Source organism: Roseateles agri (genome assembly GCF_034043675.1).
Classification (GTDB): Bacteria; Pseudomonadota; Gammaproteobacteria; order Burkholderiales; family Burkholderiaceae_C; genus KK5.
In genome coordinates, this window is sequence record NZ_JAXCLA010000002.1 from 812,564 (window position 1) to 830,271 (window position 17,708).

Annotated in this window: 12 protein-coding genes and 1 riboswitch; of the genes, 9 read left to right on the top strand and 3 right to left on the bottom strand. The window is 70.0% G+C overall.

The genetic code is table 11. The features are described 5' to 3' along the window. Window positions 1-125 precede the first annotated feature (125 nt). Complete coding sequence (locus tag SNE35_RS07835) at window positions 126-2,342, top strand: cyanophycin synthetase (RefSeq protein ID WP_320422301.1); 2,217 nt, start codon at window positions 126-128, stop codon at window positions 2,340-2,342. Between the two features lie 31 nt (window positions 2,343-2,373). After that, window positions 2,374-4,941 carry a cyanophycin synthetase gene (gene cphA / locus SNE35_RS07840; RefSeq protein WP_320422302.1) on the top strand — a complete coding sequence of 856 codons (2,568 nt, stop codon included), beginning with the start codon at window positions 2,374-2,376 and terminating at the stop codon, window positions 4,939-4,941. A 63-nt stretch (window positions 4,942-5,004) separates the two neighbouring features. Here the strand turns inward: cphA and SNE35_RS07845 are convergent, their stop codons facing one another. Next, window positions 5,005-5,838, bottom strand: coding sequence for an HDOD domain-containing protein (locus tag SNE35_RS07845; RefSeq protein ID WP_320422303.1), 834 nt, complete (start codon window positions 5,836-5,838; stop codon window positions 5,005-5,007). 160 nt (window positions 5,839-5,998) lie between these two features. After that, a riboswitch (FMN riboswitch) is annotated at window positions 5,999-6,166 on the top strand. 71 nt (window positions 6,167-6,237) lie between these two features. On the opposite strand from SNE35_RS07845, the gene SNE35_RS07850 reads away from it, so the two are divergent. From SNE35_RS07850 to SNE35_RS07875, 6 genes are all read left to right on the top strand, one after another. Beyond that, window positions 6,238-6,741: a 6,7-dimethyl-8-ribityllumazine synthase gene (locus SNE35_RS07850; RefSeq protein ID WP_431312718.1), complete on the top strand. Its 504-nt coding sequence runs from the start codon at window positions 6,238-6,240 to the stop codon at window positions 6,739-6,741. A 27-nt stretch (window positions 6,742-6,768) separates the two neighbouring features. Next, window positions 6,769-8,427: an FAD-dependent oxidoreductase gene (locus tag SNE35_RS07855; RefSeq protein ID WP_320422305.1), complete on the top strand. Its 1,659-nt coding sequence runs from the start codon at window positions 6,769-6,771 to the stop codon at window positions 8,425-8,427. A gap of 104 nt (window positions 8,428-8,531) precedes the next feature. Continuing rightward, window positions 8,532-9,602: a bifunctional DNA-binding transcriptional regulator/O6-methylguanine-DNA methyltransferase Ada gene (gene ada, locus SNE35_RS07860; RefSeq protein ID WP_320422306.1), complete on the top strand. Its 1,071-nt coding sequence runs from the start codon at window positions 8,532-8,534 to the stop codon at window positions 9,600-9,602. Then, complete coding sequence (locus SNE35_RS07865; protein WP_320422307.1) at window positions 9,599-10,282, top strand: 2OG-Fe(II) oxygenase; 684 nt, start codon at window positions 9,599-9,601, stop codon at window positions 10,280-10,282. Before ada ends, SNE35_RS07865 begins: the two co-directional genes overlap by 4 nt. 10 nt (window positions 10,283-10,292) lie before the next feature. Further along, window positions 10,293-10,934: a DNA oxidative demethylase AlkB gene (alkB, locus tag SNE35_RS07870; protein ID WP_431312724.1), complete on the top strand. Its 642-nt coding sequence runs from the start codon at window positions 10,293-10,295 to the stop codon at window positions 10,932-10,934. Window positions 10,935-10,944: 10 nt separating this feature from the next. Then, entirely contained in the window at window positions 10,945-11,367 is a 423-nt protein-coding gene (locus SNE35_RS07875) for a GFA family protein (RefSeq protein ID WP_320422309.1), read from the top strand. On the opposite strand, the gene SNE35_RS07880 is transcribed toward SNE35_RS07875, so the two are convergent. Then, complete coding sequence (locus SNE35_RS07880; protein ID WP_320422310.1) at window positions 11,354-14,275, bottom strand: FAD-binding and (Fe-S)-binding domain-containing protein; 2,922 nt, start codon at window positions 14,273-14,275, stop codon at window positions 11,354-11,356. The genes SNE35_RS07875 and SNE35_RS07880 overlap by 14 nt on opposite strands. Window positions 14,276-14,361: 86 nt before the next feature. Between SNE35_RS07880 and SNE35_RS07885 the strand changes: the two genes are divergently transcribed. Continuing rightward, window positions 14,362-15,588, top strand: a complete 1,227-nt coding sequence (locus SNE35_RS07885) for an MFS transporter (protein ID WP_320422311.1) — start codon at window positions 14,362-14,364, stop codon at window positions 15,586-15,588. A gap of 1 nt (window position 15,589) precedes the next feature. Here the strand turns inward: SNE35_RS07885 and SNE35_RS07890 are convergent, their stop codons facing one another. Beyond that, window positions 15,590-17,647 carry a hypothetical protein gene (locus SNE35_RS07890; RefSeq protein ID WP_320422312.1) on the bottom strand — a complete coding sequence of 686 codons (2,058 nt, stop codon included), beginning with the start codon at window positions 17,645-17,647 and terminating at the stop codon, window positions 15,590-15,592. Window positions 17,648-17,708 lie beyond the last annotated feature (61 nt).

Genomic DNA, 17,708 nt, shown 5'->3' on the forward strand with positions numbered 1-17,708 from the left:
CAAGCCCGTCGAGCGCCCCTCAAGCACCCGGCGATTCCGCGAATTCCCGCCCTTCCGCCGGCCATTGCCGTCATTGATCTGAGCGCACAATTGCGCCCTGCCTGCATTCCCCCTGCCTGCAATCCATGAGCAAAAAAGAAGACATCAAGCTGCTGCGCATCAACTATCTGCGCGGCCCCAATATGTGGACCTACCGTCCCGTCTTGGAGGTCTGGCTGGATCTCGGCGAGCTTGAAGACTTCCCGAGCAACAAGCTGGACGGCTTCACCGCCCGCCTGACCACCGCCCTGCCCGCGCTGATCGAGCACCACTGCGGCGTCGGCGAGCGCGGCGGCTTCCTGCAGCGCCTGGAAGAAGGCACCTGGATGGGCCATGTGCTGGAGCACGTGGTGATCGAGCTGCTGAACCTGTCGGGCATGCCCACCGGCTTCGGCCAGACCCGCTCGACCTCCCAGCACGGCGTCTACCGCATGGTCTTCCGTGCCCGCGACGAGCAGGTCGCCCGCCAGGCGCTGGCCGAGGGCCATGCGCTGCTGATGGCCACGATCAACAGCGAAGCCTTCGACGTGCCCGCCGCGGTGACCCGCGTGCGCGACAAGCTGGACGACTGCTACCTGGGCCCGTCGACGGCGGCCATCGTCGCTGCCGCCACCGACCGCCGCATTCCGCACATCCGCCTGAACGACGGCAATCTGGTGCAGTTGGGCCACGGCGCACGCCAGCGCCGCATCTGGACCGCCGAGACCGACAACACCAGCGCCATCGCCGAAGGCATCGCCCGCGACAAGGACCTGACCAAGTCGCTGCTGAAATCGGTCGGCGTGCCGGTGCCCGAAGGCTCCGTCGCGAAGAATGCCGAGCACGCCTGGGACTGCGCGGAAGACATCGGCCTGCCGGTCGTCGTCAAGCCGTCCGACGGCAACCATGGCCGCGGCGTGACGCTGGACCTGCGCAAGAAGGAAGACGTGATCGCCGCCTTCAAGGTGGCCGACGCGCACGGCTCCGAGGTGCTGGTGGAGAGCTACATCCCCGGCCTGGAACACCGCCTGCTGGTCGTCGGCGGCCAGGTCGTCGCGGCCGCCCGCGGCGAGGAAGCCCGGGTCGTCGGCGATGGCAAGTCCACCGTGCAGCAGCTGGTCGACACGCAGATCAACACCGATCCGCGCCGCGGCACCACCGAAGAATTCCCGTTGAACCGCCTGACGCTGGCCGAGGACGAGGTGATCCTGCTCGACCTGGAGCGCCAGGGCCTGGCCATCGACGCCGTGCCCGAGGCCGATCGCCGCGTGCTGATCCAGCGCAACGGCAACGTCTCCAACGACTGCACGGCCGATATCCACCCCGAGGTCGCCCACGCGGTCTCGCTGGCCGCCCGCGTGATCGGCCTGGACATCGCCGGCGTCGACCTGGTCACGACCGACATCTCCAAGCCGCTGTCCGAAACGGGCGGCGCGATCGTCGAGGTCAACGCCGGCCCGGGCCTGCTGATGCACTTGAAGCCCGCCGCCGGCGCGCCCCAGCCGGTGGGCCAGGCCATCATCGACCACCTGTTCGCCGACGACGACAACGGCCGCATCCCGGTCGTCGGCGTGGCCGGCTCGCGCGGCACGCACACCGTCTCGCGCCTGGTGGCCTGGCTGCTGCACCTGAACGGCCGCCACGTCGGCCTCGCCTGCCGCGTCGGCCTGTTCCTGGGCACGCGCCGCGTCGAGAGCCGCGACAGCGCGAACTGGGACGCCGCGCACCGCCTGCTGATGAACCGCGGCGTCGATGCCACCGTCATAGAGAACAGCGCCGCCTCGATCCTGAAGGACGGCCTGGCCTACGACCGCTGCCAGGTCGGCGTCGTCACCGACATGGACGGCAGCCTGAGCGGCCTGCCCGGCCTCGCGCACTACGACGTGCAGGACGAAGCGCAGCTCTACAAGGTGATGCGCACGCAGATCGACGTCGTGCTGAGCGAGGGCGTGGCCGTGCTGCATGCTGCCGTTCCGGCGCTGGTCGAGATGGCCGAGCTGAGCGATGGCGAAGTGGTGCTCTACGCGCTGGACGGCACGCTGCCGGCCATCCATGAGCACCGCGCCAAGGGCGGGCGCGCCGTGTTCCTGCAGGGCGGTGCCGCCGTGCTGGCGCAGGGTCAGTCGGAGACCTCCGGCGCCAACGTCGAATCGCTGCTGAAGCGCTTCGCTGCCGCGGGCAGCGGCGCTGCGGCCGAGGTCGATGCCGCCATCGTGCTGGCCGCCGTGGCCGCCGCCTGGGCCATGAACATCTCGCCGGAACTGATCTCGGCCGGCATGGACACCTTCGTGCCTGATGCTGCACCGGCCGTGGCCGCCGCCTGATCGAATCCACAGAAAACGAAAGACCGAAACGATGGAAGTCTCCCGCACCCGCGCGCTGCGCGGCCCGAACATGTGGAGCCGTCACACGGCGATCGAGGCCGTGGTCCATTGCGCCGAGGCCGAGCTCTCGCTGGCCCGCCTGCCCGGCTTCGAGCCGCGCCTGCGCGCGCTGTTCCCGGCCATCGGCGCGCTGCGCGCCGACGCCTCGCTCGCCCGCGTGCTGGAGCAGGCGGCGCTGGCGCTGCAGGCCCAGGCCGGCTGTCCGGTCACCTACAGCCAGACCCACGTCACGAACGAGGCCGGCACCTTCCAGGTGGTTGTCGAATACAGCGAGGAAGACGTCGGCCGCCAGGCCTTCGACGCCGCGATCCAGCTGATCGAAGCCGCCCGCGGCGACAGCGACAAGACCTTCGACGCCGACGCCACGCTGAAGGCGCTGCGCGAGCTGGATGAAGACGTGCGCCTCGGCCCCTCGACCGGTTCGATCGTCGACGCCGCCGTCGCCCGCGGCGTGCCCTTCCGCCGGCTCACCCAGGGCAGCCTGGTGCAGTTCGGCTGGGGTGCCAAGCAGCGCCGCATCTGGGCCGCCGAGGTCGATGCGACCAGCGCGGTCAGCGAATCGATCGCCCAGGACAAGGACCTGTCCAAGCGCCTGCTGCAGGCCGCCGGCGTGCCGGTGCCGATCGGCCGCCCCTGCACCTCGCCGGACGATGCCTGGGAAGCCGCGCTCGAAGTCGGCCTGCCGGTCGTCGTCAAGCCGCTGGACGGCAACCAGGGCAAGGGCGTCACCGTCAACGTCGCCACCCGCGAGCACATGGACAGCGCCTACAAGGCCGCGGACGAGATCGGCCAGGTGATGGTCGAGAAGTTCCTGCCTGGCAGCGACTTCCGGCTGCTGGTCGTCGGCGACAAGCTGGTCGCCGCCGCCCGCCGCGATCCGCCGCACGTGATCGGCGATGGCGTGCTCACCGTGAAGCAGCTGGTCGACAAGGTCAACAGCGACCCGCGCCGCGGCGACGGTCACGCCACCAGCCTCACCAAGATCCGCTTCGACGACATCGCCGTCGCGCGACTGGCGCTGCAAGACCTGACCCCCGAATCCGTGCCCGAGAAGGGTCACCGCGTGATCCTGCGCAACAACGCCAACCTGTCCACCGGCGGCACCGCCACCGACGTGACCGACGACGTGCACCCCGAGGTCGCCGCCCGCGCGGTCGCCGCGGCGCAGATCGTCGGCCTGCACGTCTGCGGCGTCGACGTGGTGGCCGAGAGCGTGCTGCGTCCGCTGGAGGAGCAGAGCGGCGGCGTCGTCGAGGTCAATGCCGCGCCGGGCCTGCGCATGCACCTGAGCCCCAGCTACGGCAAGGGCCGCAACGTCGGCGAGGCGATCATTTCGCACCTCTACGGCAGCGGCCAGAAGAGCGAGGACGGCCGCATCCCGGTCGTCGCCGTCACCGGCACCAACGGCAAGACGACGACCTCGCGCCTGATCGCCCACATGTTCGCGACGATGGGCCTGAAGGTCGGCATGACCAACACCGACGGCGTCTACATCGACGGCCGCCAGACCGACAGCGGCGACTGCTCCGGCCCCAAGAGCGCCCGCAACGTGCTGATGCACCCGGACGTGGAAGCCGCCGTGTTCGAGACCGCCCGCGGCGGCGTGCTGCGCGAGGGCCTGGGCTTCGACCGCTGCCAGGTCGCCGTGGTCACCAACCTCGGCGCCGGCGACCACCTGGGCATGAACTTCCTCAACACGGTCGAGGAACTCGCGCTGGTCAAGCGGGTGATCGTGCAGAACGTGGCGCCCACCGGCTACGCGGTGCTGAACGCCGCCGACCCGGTCGTCGCCAACATGGCCTCCACCTGCCCCGGCCAGATCATCTTCTTCGCCCGCGACCGCCACCACGCACTGATGGCCACGCACCGCGCCCAGGGCAAGCGCTGCGTCTATGTGGACGGCGAGATGCTGGTCGCCGCGCAGGGCTCATGGCGCGAGCAGATCCCGCTGCGCGACATCCCGATCACCCGCAACGGCGCCATCGGCTTCCAGGTCGAGAACGCCATGGCCTCGGTGGCCGCCGCCTGGGGCGTGGGCATCGACTGGGACACGATCCGCCGCGGCGTCGCCAGCTTCGCCAACGACGCCGACAACGCGCCCGGCCGCTTCAACGTGATGGACTTCCGCGGCGCCACCGTGATCGCCGACTACGGCCACAACGGCGATGCGATGAACGCGCTGGTCTCCGCCGTCGAGGCGCTGCCGGCCAAGCGCCGCAGCGTCGTCATCAGCGGCGCCGGCGACCGCCGCGACGAGGACATCCGCGTGCAGACGCAGATCCTCGGCAAGGCCTTCGACGACGTGATCCTGTACGAAGACGCCTGCCAGCGCGGCCGCCAGGAGGGTGAAGTGATGGCCCTGCTGCGCACCGGCCTGCAGGGCGCCACGCGCACCCAGAAGATCGACGAGATCCACGGCGAGTTCATCGCCATCGACACCGCGCTGGATCGCCTGCAGCCGGGCGACCTGTGCCTGGTGCTGGTCGACCAGGTCGAGGAAGCGCTGGCGCACCTGGCCCAGCGGATCAAGGCCGGCTGAGCGCAAGGGCATCCGCAAAGAAAAACGCCACCCTCGGGTGGCGTTTTCATCGGCGCTGCGGTCTCAATGCAGCAGCGCTTCGACCTCGCAGCCCACGTCGCCCGCCGCGACGATCTTCTCCTCGAGCCAGGCCAGGTCCAGATGCAGATGCTCGACCAGCTCCGGCTCCACCAGCTTCAAGGCCTCGGTTGGGCCTTCGTGATGCTCGACCGCATCGGCCAGCACCTCCGCCAGGTGCAGCACCGCGCCCATGCGATTGAACGGCTTGGCCGCCAGCGGCGCGCCGGCGTGGCGGAAGGCCTCCACCAAGGTGTCCGGGAAGTGCCAGCGCGCTGCCAGCGCTGCGGTCACATCGGCATGGGTGCAGTCGAAGCGCGCCTGCTCCACCTCGAAACGGCTGCCCGGCCTGGCCGTGTGCGTCTCCGCCTCGGCCACCTCCTGCGGCTGCTGCATGGCCATCAGCAGTTCGCCGGTGCGCAGCATCAGGCCGGCAAGGTAGGCGGTGTCGGCGTCGAGCTGCAGCTGGCGGCTGATCATGTTCGCGTAGGTCGCCGTGGCGAGGCTGTGGCGCCAGAAGCGGCTGCGGTCCAGGCCCGCGACGACCGGGAAGGTGCTGCACAGGCTGGCCGCCAGGCTCAGGTTGCGCAGGGTGTCCATGCCCAGCGCGGCGGCGGCATCGGGCAGGTGCTCGATCTTGTGCGAAGGGCTGTAGCGCGCCGAGTTGGCCAGGCGCAGCACCTTGGCCGTCAGGGTCGAATCCTTGCCGATCAGCGCGGCCAGCGCGCCCAGGCTGATGTTGTCGTCGTCGAAGCTGCGGATCAGCTTCGTCGCCACTTCGGGCATGGTCGGCAGGGCGGCGTTCTGGGCCAGGAAACGTTCGGCAGCAGCAGCATTCACGGCGGGGACCTTCCGATGGAATTGGGCGTTAGAGCTCGATGCGATCGAGTGTAGGAAGCGTAACGCCGGCAACGCCAGCGGGCGATTGCCGGGGCGCCACAGGGAAATGCGAACAAATGCGCGGCTCGATAGAATCCGCGCGCCCGCCCTCGATGGCGGGCAGCGTTCTCAGGGCGGGGCGGAATTCCCCACCGGCGGTATGTAGCCGCTCGAAAGAGCAGTTATGAGCCCGCGAGCGCCCTTGTCGGACCCAGTCCCGGCGAGGGGTCAGCAGACCTGGTGCGATGCCAGGGCCGACGGTCACAGTCCGGATGAAAGAGAAACGCGTGGTCTCGGCTGCCGCATGCGCGCAAAGCGCAGGCGGACGCCGCGCTTGCGTTTGCGCGCCCTGATTCATCAATGCCTCCCTTCTGGAGAAACCTCATGAATCAGTCCCTTCCCCTTCCTATCGCCATCGTCTCGGCCACCTGGCACCGCGACATCGTCGGCCAGGCGGTCGACGCCGCCGCGGCCGAACTCCATCGGCACGAACTGCCCACCCAGCGCTTCGAGGTACCCGGCGTGTTCGAGATCCCCCTGCATGCGCAGCGCCTGGCGCAAAGCGGCCGCTACGCGGCGGTGATCGCCTGCGGCCTGGTCGTCAACGGCGGCATCTACCGGCACGAGTTCGTCTCCAGCGCCGTCATCGACGGCCTGATGCGCGTGCAGCTGGACACCGGCGTGCCGGTGTTCTCCGCCGTGCTGACGCCGCGCGATTTCCATGAGCACGAGGAGCATCACGCGTTCTTCCACGCGCACTTCGTCAAGAAGGGCGTCGAGGTGGCGAACGCCTGCCGCGCGACCTTGGCAAGCCTGCGCGCACTGGATGCGCACGGCAGCGCGGATCGGGCAACAATCGCCTGACCGCAAACCCCACACCCGGAGCCCCTAATGCCCGACGACATCGTCGCCAGCCGCAGCCACCAGATGTTCCCGCTCCTGAGCGCGGGGGACATCGCCCGGCTGCAGCGCTTCGCGAGCCCGGTGGGCTTCCCCAAGGGCGCACGGCTGTTCGCCGCCGGCGAGCGCGGCGCGGGCATGTACGTGATCCTGTCCGGCTCGGTCGCGATCACGCAGCGCGACGGCATGGGCCACGTGGTGCCCGTCGTCACCCACGGGCCCGGCCAGTTCATGGCCGAGGTGGGCCAGCTCTCGGGCCGGCCGGCGCTGGTGGACGGCCACGCGCTGGAGAACGTCGAGGCGCTGCTGATCCCGCCGGAGCAGCTGCGGGCGCTAATCATTGCCGAGGCGGACCTGGGTGAGCGCATCACCCGCGCGCTGATCCTGCGCCGCGTGGCGCTGATCGAGTCCGGCACCGCCGGACCGGTGCTGATCGGCGAGCCCGACGCGCCCGACCTGCTGCGCCTGCAGCAGTTCCTGCGCCGCAACGGCCACCCGCACCACGTCATCAACGCCGCGGACGACCCCGAGGCCGCCGATCTGCTCGCCCAGCACGGCGCCGCGCCCTGCGAGCCGCTGGTCGTCTGCAACGACGGAGCGGTGCTGCTGAACCCCACCGAAGACGTGCTGGCCCGCTGCATTGGCATGGTCGACGTGGGCGAGCGCGACGAGCTGTTCGACCTGCTGATCGTCGGTGCCGGCCCGGCGGGCCTCGCGGCCGCGGTCTATGCCGCATCCGAAGGGCTGAAGGTGGCCGTACTGGACTGCCGCCACTTCGGCGGCCAGGCCGGCGCCAGCGCCCGCATCGAGAACTACCTGGGCTTTCCGACCGGCATCTCCGGCATGGCGCTGGCCGGCCGCGCCTATGTGCAGGCGCAGAAATTCGGCGCCGAGGTGATGATCCCGGCCGAAGCCGCATCGCTGGACTGCAGCCAGGCCGGCCGCGAGCTGCAGGTGCGGCTCAAGGACGGCCGGCGCCTGCGCAGCCGCAGCGTCATCATCGCCAGCGGCGCACGCTACCGCCGGCCGGACGTGCCGCGCCTGAGCGAGTTCGAAGGCCGCGGCATCGTCTACTGGGCCTCGGCGATCGAGGCCCAGCTCTGCAGCGACTGCGAGGTCGTGCTGGTCGGCGGCGGCAACTCGGCCGGCCAGGCCGCCGTGTTCCTCGCCCAGCACGCGGCTCACGTCCACATGCTGGTGCGCGGGCCGAGCCTGGCCGCCAGCATGTCGCAGTACCTGATCGACCGCATCGCCGCGCAGCCCAATATCGAGCTGCGCACCCGTACGGCGCTGACAAGGCTCGACGGCGACCCACGCATGGGTCTCAGCGCCCTCGCCTGGCGCTCGCGCAGCGGCGGCGAGGCCTTCGAGGAGACGCGCGACATCCGCCACCTGTTCCTCTTCGTCGGCGCCGACCCGGAAACCGCCTGGCTGCAAGGCTGCGGCGTCATGCTGGACCGCAACGGCTTCGTGATGACCGGCGCCGATGTGACCACGCTGACGCACCGCCCCGCCGCGCTGGAGGCCAGCGTGCCGGGCGTGTTCGCCGTTGGCGACGTGCGGGCGGGCTCGGTCAAGCGCGTCGGCGGCGCGATCGGCGAGGGCGCGCAGGCCGTGGCGATGGTCCACCAGTACCTGGCCAAGATCTGAACGCCGAATTCAATCGCAAGCGCCGGAGTGCGGCACCGGACCCCGTTGAATAAATTCCCTTCATCGCGTTTTGACGCACCATTCCCGAAAGGACTGCGATGAAGATGGACAAGAAAGAACTGCTGGCCGCCGCCACCGTTGCCGATCCGCGCTGGGCCGCCGTGCAGGCGCGCGATGCCAGCGCCGACGGCCGCTTCTTCTACTCGGTGAAGACGACCGGCGTCTACTGCCGCCCCTCCTGCGGCGCACGGCCGGCGCGGCCGGAGAACGTCGCCTTCCACGGCACGACGGCCGAGGCCGAGGCGGCGGGTTTTCGCCCCTGCCAGCGCTGCAAGCCCGACCAGCCGCCGCTGGCGCAACGCCACCAGCAGTTGGTCGACAGCCTCTGCCGGCTGATCGACAGCTCAGAGCAGGCGCCGGATCTCGACACCCTGGCCGCCGAGGCGGGCCTCAGCCCGCATCACCTGCACCGCATCTTCAAGGCGACGACGGGCCTGACGCCGCGCGACTACGCATCCGCCCGCCGCGCCGAGCGGATGCGCACGCAGCTCGGCAACGCATCGACCATCACCGAGGCGATCTTCGACGCCGGCTACAACGCCAGCAGCCGCTTCTACGAAAGCGCCGATGCCCTGCTGGGCATGACGCCCAGCCAGTACCGCGCCGGCGGTGCCGATACCGAGATCCGCTTCGCCATCGGCCAATGCTCGCTGGGCGCCATCCTGGTGGCGCGCAGCCCGCGCGGCATCTGCGCCATCTCGCTGGGCGACGATGCGGAGGCGCTGCTGCGGGAACTGCAGGACCGTTTCCCGAAGGCGCGGCTGATCGGCGGCGACGCCACCTTCGAACGCGAGGTGGCGCTGATCGTCGGCCTGGTCGAAGCGCCAGGCATCGGCCTGGACCTGCCGCTGGACGTGCGCGGCACCGCCTTCCAGCAGCGCGTTTGGCAGGCGCTGCGCGAGATCCCGGCGGGGCAGACCGCCAGCTATGCCGAGGTGGCCGAACGCATCGGCGCGCCGCGCTCGGTACGCGCGGTGGCGCAGGCCTGCGCGGCGAACACGCTGGCCGTCGCGATCCCCTGCCACCGCGTCGTGCGGCAGGACGGTGCGCTGTCCGGATACCGCTGGGGCGTCGAGCGCAAGAAGACGCTGATCGAGCGGGAGGCGCAGGCGTGAACCTGTCCGACCGTCTTGAAGCTGAGCTGAACGAACAGGGCTGCGCGTTGCTGCCGGGCCTGCTCGATGCTGGCGACTGCACCGCCATCGCCGCGCTCTATGCCCGCGAGGAAGGTTTCCGCAGCCGCGTCCTCATGCAGCGCCACGGCTTCGGCCGCGGCGAGTACCGCTACTTCGCCTATCCGCTGCCCGATCCGGTGGCCGGTCTGCGCGAGCGCTTCTATCCCGTGCTCGCGCCGATCGCCAACCGCTGGCACCAGGCGATGGGCTTGGAGCCGCGCTTTCCCGCCACGCACGGCGAATTCCTGCAGCGTTGCCATGCCGCCGGCCAGACCCGCCCGACGCCGCTGCTGCTGCAGTACGACGCGGGCGACTACAACTGCCTGCACCAGGACCTCTACGGCGAGCACGTCTTCCCGCTGCAGATCGCCGTGCTGCTGAGCGAGCCGGGCCGCGATTTCGAGGGGGGAGAGTTCGTGCTGACAGAGCAGCGCCCGCACATGCAATCGCGTGCCGAGGTCGTGCCGCTGCGCCAGGGCGACGCGGTGGTGTTCGCGGTCAATCATCGACCGGTGACCGGTTCGCGCGGCGTCTACCGGGTGGCGATGCGGCATGGCGTCAGCCGCCTGCGCTCGGGCCGGCGGCACACGCTGGGCGTGATCTTCCACGACGCGGCTTGAGATGACGATGATGAACCTGGATCTGTTCGGCGACGAGGCCGGTACGCAAGACCTGGCCCCGGGCGCGCGGCTGCTGCGCGGCTTCGCGCTCGATGCGGCGCCCGCCCTGCTGGACGATGTGGCGGCCGTCCAGGCCCAGGCACCGCTGCGCCGCATGGTGACGCCGGGCGGGCTGACGATGAACGTCGCGATGACCAACTGCGGCGGCCTCGGCTGGGTGTCGGATGCGCGCGGCTATCGCTATCAAGCCACCGACCCGCTCAGCGGCGAACACTGGCCCGCCCTGCCCGGAACCTTCGCCGCGCTGGCGCACGACGCCGCTGAAGCTGCCGGTTATACCGGTTTCGCGCCCGACGCCTGCCTCGTCAACCGCTACGAGCCAGGCACCAAGCTGAGCCTGCATCAGGACCGCGACGAGCAGGACTACGGCCAGCCCATCGTCAGCGTCTCGCTGGGCCTGCCGGCCGTGTTCCAGTTCGGTGGCCTCAAGCGCAGCGACCGGCCGGCGCGCGTGCCGCTGGTGCATGGCGACGTCGTCGTCTGGGGCGGCCCGGCGCGGCTGCGCTTCCACGGCGTGCTGCCGCTGGCCGAGGGCACGCATCCGCTGCTGGGCCGGCAGCGGATCAACCTGACCTTCCGCAAGGCCGGGTAAATTCCGCCGGATGAACACGACCCGAACAGGCGGCTGCCTCTGCGGCCAGGTGCGCTACACGCTGAACGCGGAGCCGGTGATCTCGCGGATCTGCTGGTGCCGCGACTGCCAACACCTGTCCTCGAACGGCACCGTCAACGTGATCTTCCCCAGCGAGGCGATCGAGATCACCGGCACGCCGGCCAGCTACACGAGCACGGCGGAAAGCGGCAACCAGGTCAGCCGCCGCTTCTGCCCGCGCTGCGGCAGCCACCTGTTCGCCGACTCGACCGGCCGGCCGGGGCTCACGGTCGTGCGCGTGGGCACGCTGGACGATCCCTCGTCGGTGAAGCCCGCCGCGAACATCTGGAGCGCCAGCGCGCCGGCCTGGGCTTGCCTGGACGAGACGCTCGACCGGGTCGACCGGCAGCCGGGGCCGATCAAGCCGCGATAAGCCGTTCCAGCAGCCGCGCCACGTGCAGCGCCTCGCGCTGCGCACCATGGACGATCTGCTGGCGGCAGCTGCTGCCGTCGGCCACGACGATGGCCTCGGGCCGTGCGCGCAGCGCCGGCAGCAGGCGGTCCTCGGCCATGCGCATCGAGGTTTCGTAGTGCTCGGCCTCGTGCCCGAAGCCGCCGGCCATGCCGCAGCAGGCGGTGTCGACCAGCTCGGGCGCGGCATCGGGGATCAGGCGCAGCACGTCCAGCACCGGCGGTAGCGCGCCGGCCGCCTTGGTGTGGCAGTGGCCGTGCAGCAGCAGCGGCGCGCCGGCGGGGCGCAGCGCCAGCCGGAAGCGGCCCTCGCGCGCCTCGCGGGCGACGAATTCCTCGAACAGCAAGGCCTGGGCGGCGACGGCTGAAGCCGGTTCGCCGAGGCCCAGCGCCGGCGCCTCCTCGCGCAGGGTCAGCAGGCAGGCCGGCTCCAGACCGACGATGGCCACGCCCGCCTGCGCCGCCGGCTGCAGCGCGGCCAGCAACGCCGTGAGCCGTTCGCGCGCCTGCGCCACCTGGCCCACGGCCAGGGCCGTGCGGCCGCAGCAATGGTGGCCACCATCCTTGCGCGCGACGTGCAAGGTGTAGCCGGCCGCCTTCAGCACGCGTGCGGCGGCCAGCGCGTTCTCGGTCTCGAAGCTGCCGTTGAAGGTGTCGACGAAGAGCACGGCCGCCATCGGCGCGGCGGCGAGCGTCGCCTCCAGGCTGTCGAAGGGGCCGGCCGCGCTGTGCCAGAAGCTGTCCTTGCGCCAGTTCGGTAGCGGGCGGCGCGCCGTCAATCCAAGGTGCTTCTCGCCCAGGCGGGCCAGCAGCGGCGAGCGTTCCCGCAGCCGGGCGAGCCAGCCGCGCAGGCCGGAGTGCACGGCCTCGGGCAGCGCGGCGAACAGCGCATCGCGCCGCGAGGGCTGGGCCTGCGCGGCGGCGCGCTGGGCGAGCGCCTCGGTCTTCAGCCGTGCGACGTCCACGCCGTTGGGGCATTCGCTGCGGCAGGCGCGGCAGCCGACGCACAGGTCCAGCGCCTCGTGCACGGCCGCGCCGGCCAGGCCGCCATCGAGCTGGCCCGACTGCGCCAGCCGCAGCGTGTTGGCCCGGCCGCGCACGCCGTGCTGCTCGTTCAGCGTAAGGCGGTAGCTGGGGCAGCGCGCCTCGGCCACGCTGCTGCAGGTGCCGTTGCCGTCGCAGGCTTCGATCGCGCTGGCAAGACCTGTCCCCGTGGACTCGGGCCCCTGCTCCCAGGCCGACCAGTCCAGCGCCGGCTTCAGCTCGATCACCTTGTAGGCCCGCGGCGCGCCGCGCGGCGGGTAGCGCAGCAGCGCCGGGTCGTCCATCTTGGACGGCAGGACGATCTTGCCGGGGTTGAACAGGAACAGCGGGTCAAGCTCGTTCTTGACCGCGCGGAACGCGTCCTTCAGCCGCGGGCCGAACTGCCATTCGATCCACTCGTTGCGCGCCAGGCCGTCGCCACCCTCGCCGCTGAACGAGCCGCCGAACTTGCGCACCAGCGCCGAGACCTCCTCGGCCAGCTTGCGCATCAGCGCGGCGCCGCCCTTGGAGCCGGGCTTGCGCATGTCCAGCAGCGGCCGCACGCGCAGCATGCCCAGCGACACATGGCCGTGCCAGGCCGGCTTGCCCAGCCCGTGCCGCTCCAGCACCTTGCCGAGCGCCTCCGCATAGGCGGGCAGCGCCGACAGTGGCACCGAGCAGTCGTCGATGAAGGCGGTCGGGCGGGCCGTGCCCTGGGTGCGTTCCAAGGTGCGCAGTGCCCCGCGGCGGCGCGCCCATACGGCCGCCTTGGCCGCGTCGTCGATCACCGGCGTCAGGCACTTGTGGTGGTTCATCTCGCCGAGCAGCACCTCCAGCTCGGCCAGTTGCGACTTCAGCGCCACCCGGTCCTCGCCGCTGAGCTCGACCAGTAGCGTGTGCAGCGCCGTGGGCTCCTCCACCATCGAGCGGTCCAGTAGCTCGATCGCCGTCGGCGCGAAGTTGGCGGCGATGGGCTGCACCATCTCCAGCGCGCCGGCCAGGGTCTTGAACGCGATGAGGCCCAGCACCCGCGCCGCCGGCAGCGGCTGCACGCGCAGGGTCAGCGTGCGCAGGAAGGCCAAGGTGCCCTCGGAGCCGACCAGCAGGTGGGCGAGGTTGGGCTGGCGATCGGGCGAATAGGGCCGCGGGTTGCGGCAGTCAAACAGGTCCAGGTTGTAGCCGCCGCGGCGCGGCAGCTTCGGCCAGTGGGCGGCGATGTCGGCCTCGTGGGCCTGGACCAGCGCGCGCAGGCGGGCAACGATCTCCGCGCCACGACTGCCCTCAGCAAGACTAGGCACCGGGCCGAAGTCCACCAGCTCGCCGCTGGACAACCAGGCGCTGGCGGACAGCACCTGGTGGACCATCGAGCCGTAGCCGATCGTGCGCGCGCCGCCGGCGTCGTTGCCGGCCATGCCGCCCAGCGTGGCCTGCGCGGACGAGTCGATGTCCACCGGCAGCCACAGGCCGTGGGGCCGTAAATGGGCGTTGAGGGTGTCGAGCAACACGCCGGGCTGCACGGTCACCGTGCGAGCTGCAGCGTCCAGCGCGAGGATCTGGTTCAGATGCTTGCTGCCGTCGATCACCAGCGCCGCGGCCAGCGCTTGGCCGGCCTCGCTGGTGCCGGCGCCGCGCGGGGCGATGGGCACCTTCAGATCGCGGCAGATGGCGATCGCCGCGGCCACGTCGTCCTCATTGCGCGGCACGAAGACGCCCAGCGGCATCAGCTGGTAGGCCGAGGCATCGGTGGCATAACGGCCACGTCCGGCGGCATCGAAAAAGGCCTCGCCCCCGGTTTCGGCGAGCAGTCGGCGGCGGAGCTCTTCGCTGGCGTCGGGCGTGGCTGGCATGCGCTGACTTTAGCGGTTATGCGTGACGCCACCGACATGCGGTGACACATGCGGCGACACTTGCGCACTTCCGTCCGTCGATTTCCATGTCCAGCAGTCCTTCGTTCCAAGACCTCCTCCGACAACGCGAATACATCCGTTTCTGGTGTGCCCGGACGGGCTGGACGCTGGGCAGCCAGATGCTGATGGTGGCCATCGGCTGGCAGATGTACGACCTGACTTCCAGCGCCTGGGACCTGGGCCTCGTCGGCCTGTTCCAGTTCGCGCCGGCGCTGCTGCTGACGCTGGTGGCCGGCCACGTGGCCGACGTGTTCCACCGCGGCCGCATCGTCGGCCTGTGCCTGCTGCTGCAGACCATAGCCGCCGCGCTGCTGGTGTCCGCCATCGTCGAGCACTGGGCCTCGCGCGAGCTGCTGCTGGCGGTGTCGGTGCTGCTGGGCATGGCGCGCGCGTTCCAGCAGCCGGCCGCCCAGGCGCTGACGCCGATGCTGCTGCCGCCGGCGCTGATTCCGCAGGGCATGGCCTTCGCGACCGCGGGCAGCCAGGTGGTGACGATCGCCGGGCCGGCGCTGGGCGGCCTGCTCTACGTGGCCGGTGCCACGGCCGTATACCTGGTCTGCGCGCTGATCTTCGGCGCGGCTGCGGCGCTGATGCTACGCGTGCGCTACGAGCGGGTGGCGCGGACGGCCGAGCCGGTCTCGCTGAAGACGATCTTCGCCGGCGTGGCCTTCGTCTGGCAGCGCAAGATGATCCTGGGCGCGGTGTCGCTGGACCTGTTCGCCGTGCTGCTGGGCGGCGCCACCGCGCTGCTGCCGATCTTCGCGAAGGACATCCTGCACACAGGCCCCTGGGGCCTGGGCCTCTTGCGCGGCGCGCCAGCGGTGGGCGCGCTGGCGATGTCGGTGGCGCTGACGCGGCGGCCGCTGCGCCGCCACGCCGGCCGCAAGCTGCTGGGCGCGGTGGCGCTGTTCGGCGTGGCGACGATCGTGTTCGGCCTGTCCAGCAGCTTCTGGATCTCTCTGGTCGCGCTGGCGGTGTCGGGCGCGGCGGACACGGTCAGCGTGGTGATCCGCCAGACCCTGGTGCAGCTGGAGACGCCGGACGCGATGCGCGGCCGCGTCAGCGCCGTCACGTCCATCTTCATCGGCGCCAGCAACCAGCTGGGCGAGTTCGAATCGGGTGCCACGGCGGCGCTGTTCGGGCCGGTGGGCTCGGTGGTGCTGGGCGGCATCGGCACCATCGTCGTGGCGGGCACCTGGGCCTGGCGCTTCCGCGAGATGGCGCAGCGGGACCAACTGGTGCGCGCTGCCTAACTCATCGCAACCAGAACATGCTGGTCATGGTTCGGCCAGAGTTGTTGCCAATGACTAGAGCCCGGTCGTCCCATAGCAGGACAAACGCTGGCAGGCCGAACTGATCGATATTCGTTAGGGTGCCGCTTACGGATGCCAAGGCTGTGGCCGAGGCTGCCGCCGTCGCCAGAGGTCGCGAACCGGGCTGCACGAAGGCGGTGAGGATGAAATCGCTCGGACCGTTCAGCTGCGGAGCCTCACGCTGGTAAGCGAAGCTGCTCAGCACCAGCCGATCGCCAAGCGCGCGCACGATGAACGGCGACGCGAGGAATGGTGTGCTGTCACCGCTCCACGAAGCCGGCAGCAGTTCGTCGTCAAGGTTGTCTGCAGTGCTGCGCAATGGATTCCAGTTCGCGTCCAAAGTCACACCACGCGGCAGCACGTCCGGCAACGGACCGCTCCCGGTAAAGCTGAAAAGGGGGCCATTCCATTGCAAGGCCGCGATGCCGGTGCCCAGCACCGGTACGACAGCTTGCTGCAGGCTAGAGAAGCGCGGTACGGCACCGAGTGTTCGTACATCGGCCGCGCCAGTGCTGCCCTGAACCAACGCGTAACGGTAGCTGGTCGTGCTCCCTTCGGCATGAGTCCAGCTGATCAACAGACGGCCGGATACCGCGCTCATGCCGATACCGCTGATTTGGCCGCCGAGGCTCGGCGCATCCAGCAGTTGTGCCGAGGCAAGCGGTTGCCCGTCCAGGCCGAACGGCTGCAGCATCAGCTTGTTGGAGTCGGCGACTTGGCTACCCGTACGGAGCCAAGCGACCCATAGCGCTTGGCCGTCCCAGGCCACGGGCTGGTTGATATTGAAGGTCGGCACGCTCACCGTGCTGGCGCTGCCCTGCAGCGCGCCGCTTGCATCTACACGCTGCAAGCGCAACGTGCCAGTACCTACCGGCATCACCAATAGCGCGGTGCTTGCATCGATGCTGAACAGTTTCGGAGCGCCGAACGTGTCTCCAGCGTCGCCAAGACTAGCCACCTGGTTGTACGACTGGAGGACGCCGCGATTGTCGAAGACACCAAAGGTCCACGCGCCCGGGTCGGTCGGCTGCAGACTGCGGGTGAGCACCAACGCGCGGTCACCCAGTGTCGTCGCGGCCAGTGAGTCGGGCAGCAAAATGAAGCTCGAGGAATTCGGCAGTGCGGCCGCCGTCGGCCCAAGGGCACCGAGCCCCTGGGTGACGCCGTCCCAGCTGAACAGCAGCTCGTCGTAGCCCAGCGCCCCGGTGCTGCCGGTCGTCGAAACCTCGCTAAGGCTGCGTCGCACGACGCCGACACCGGCGACGTACCACTGTGTCTGCACCAGCATACTGACCGGCAGCGATGTGCCATTCGACGACTTCTTGATGCGCACAAGCGCCGTCATCTCGACCTTCACCGCGGTTACTGTGCGGGCCAACTCCGGCAGATTGACGTCCTCGTTGCCGATCACGCGCGAGTAGATGGCCACATCGGCCACATCTGCCTTGCCGTCACCATCGACATCTGTGTTCGTCGGCAAGTCGCTGCGCTCGTAGACCGTGTACTGGTCGTTAACCCGCACGGGGGAACGCAGTTCCGTCATAGAGACGACTTCGCTGCTTCCTACGCCCAGCGGATCTTTGACCTGGGCGATGACGCTGCCGCCGCTCAGCGCGATCGTCGTACTGTCACCGCTATCCAGGAAGACCTGGCTTTCCGTCTCCTGCATATTGCCGCCCACGGACTTGTGAGTGACAGACGCGATGTAGCGAGTCTGCACGCTACCGTCAGTTGCCATCCGCACGCCACGGTACTGCCAGCGGGCACCGTCGACCAAAGGGCGCAGGTCAGCCGCATTCGCGTAGAGCGTCGCACCAGGTGCCGGAGCCGCAGGAACCAGCCCGGTACTGGTCGGACCCGGACCAGGGCCACCGCCAGTGCCCGGATCGGTCGACGTTCCGCCACCACCGCCACCGCAGGCAGACACGACGGCAGCAAACAGGATGCAGATCAGGCGAAAGCGAAACATGGTCGAAGAAACCTTGTCGTATGTGAACAAGTGATAAGGATAAGTTAAGCCACCGACATTCAGGCACGCCTAGGTCTAGGTCCTATTGGCA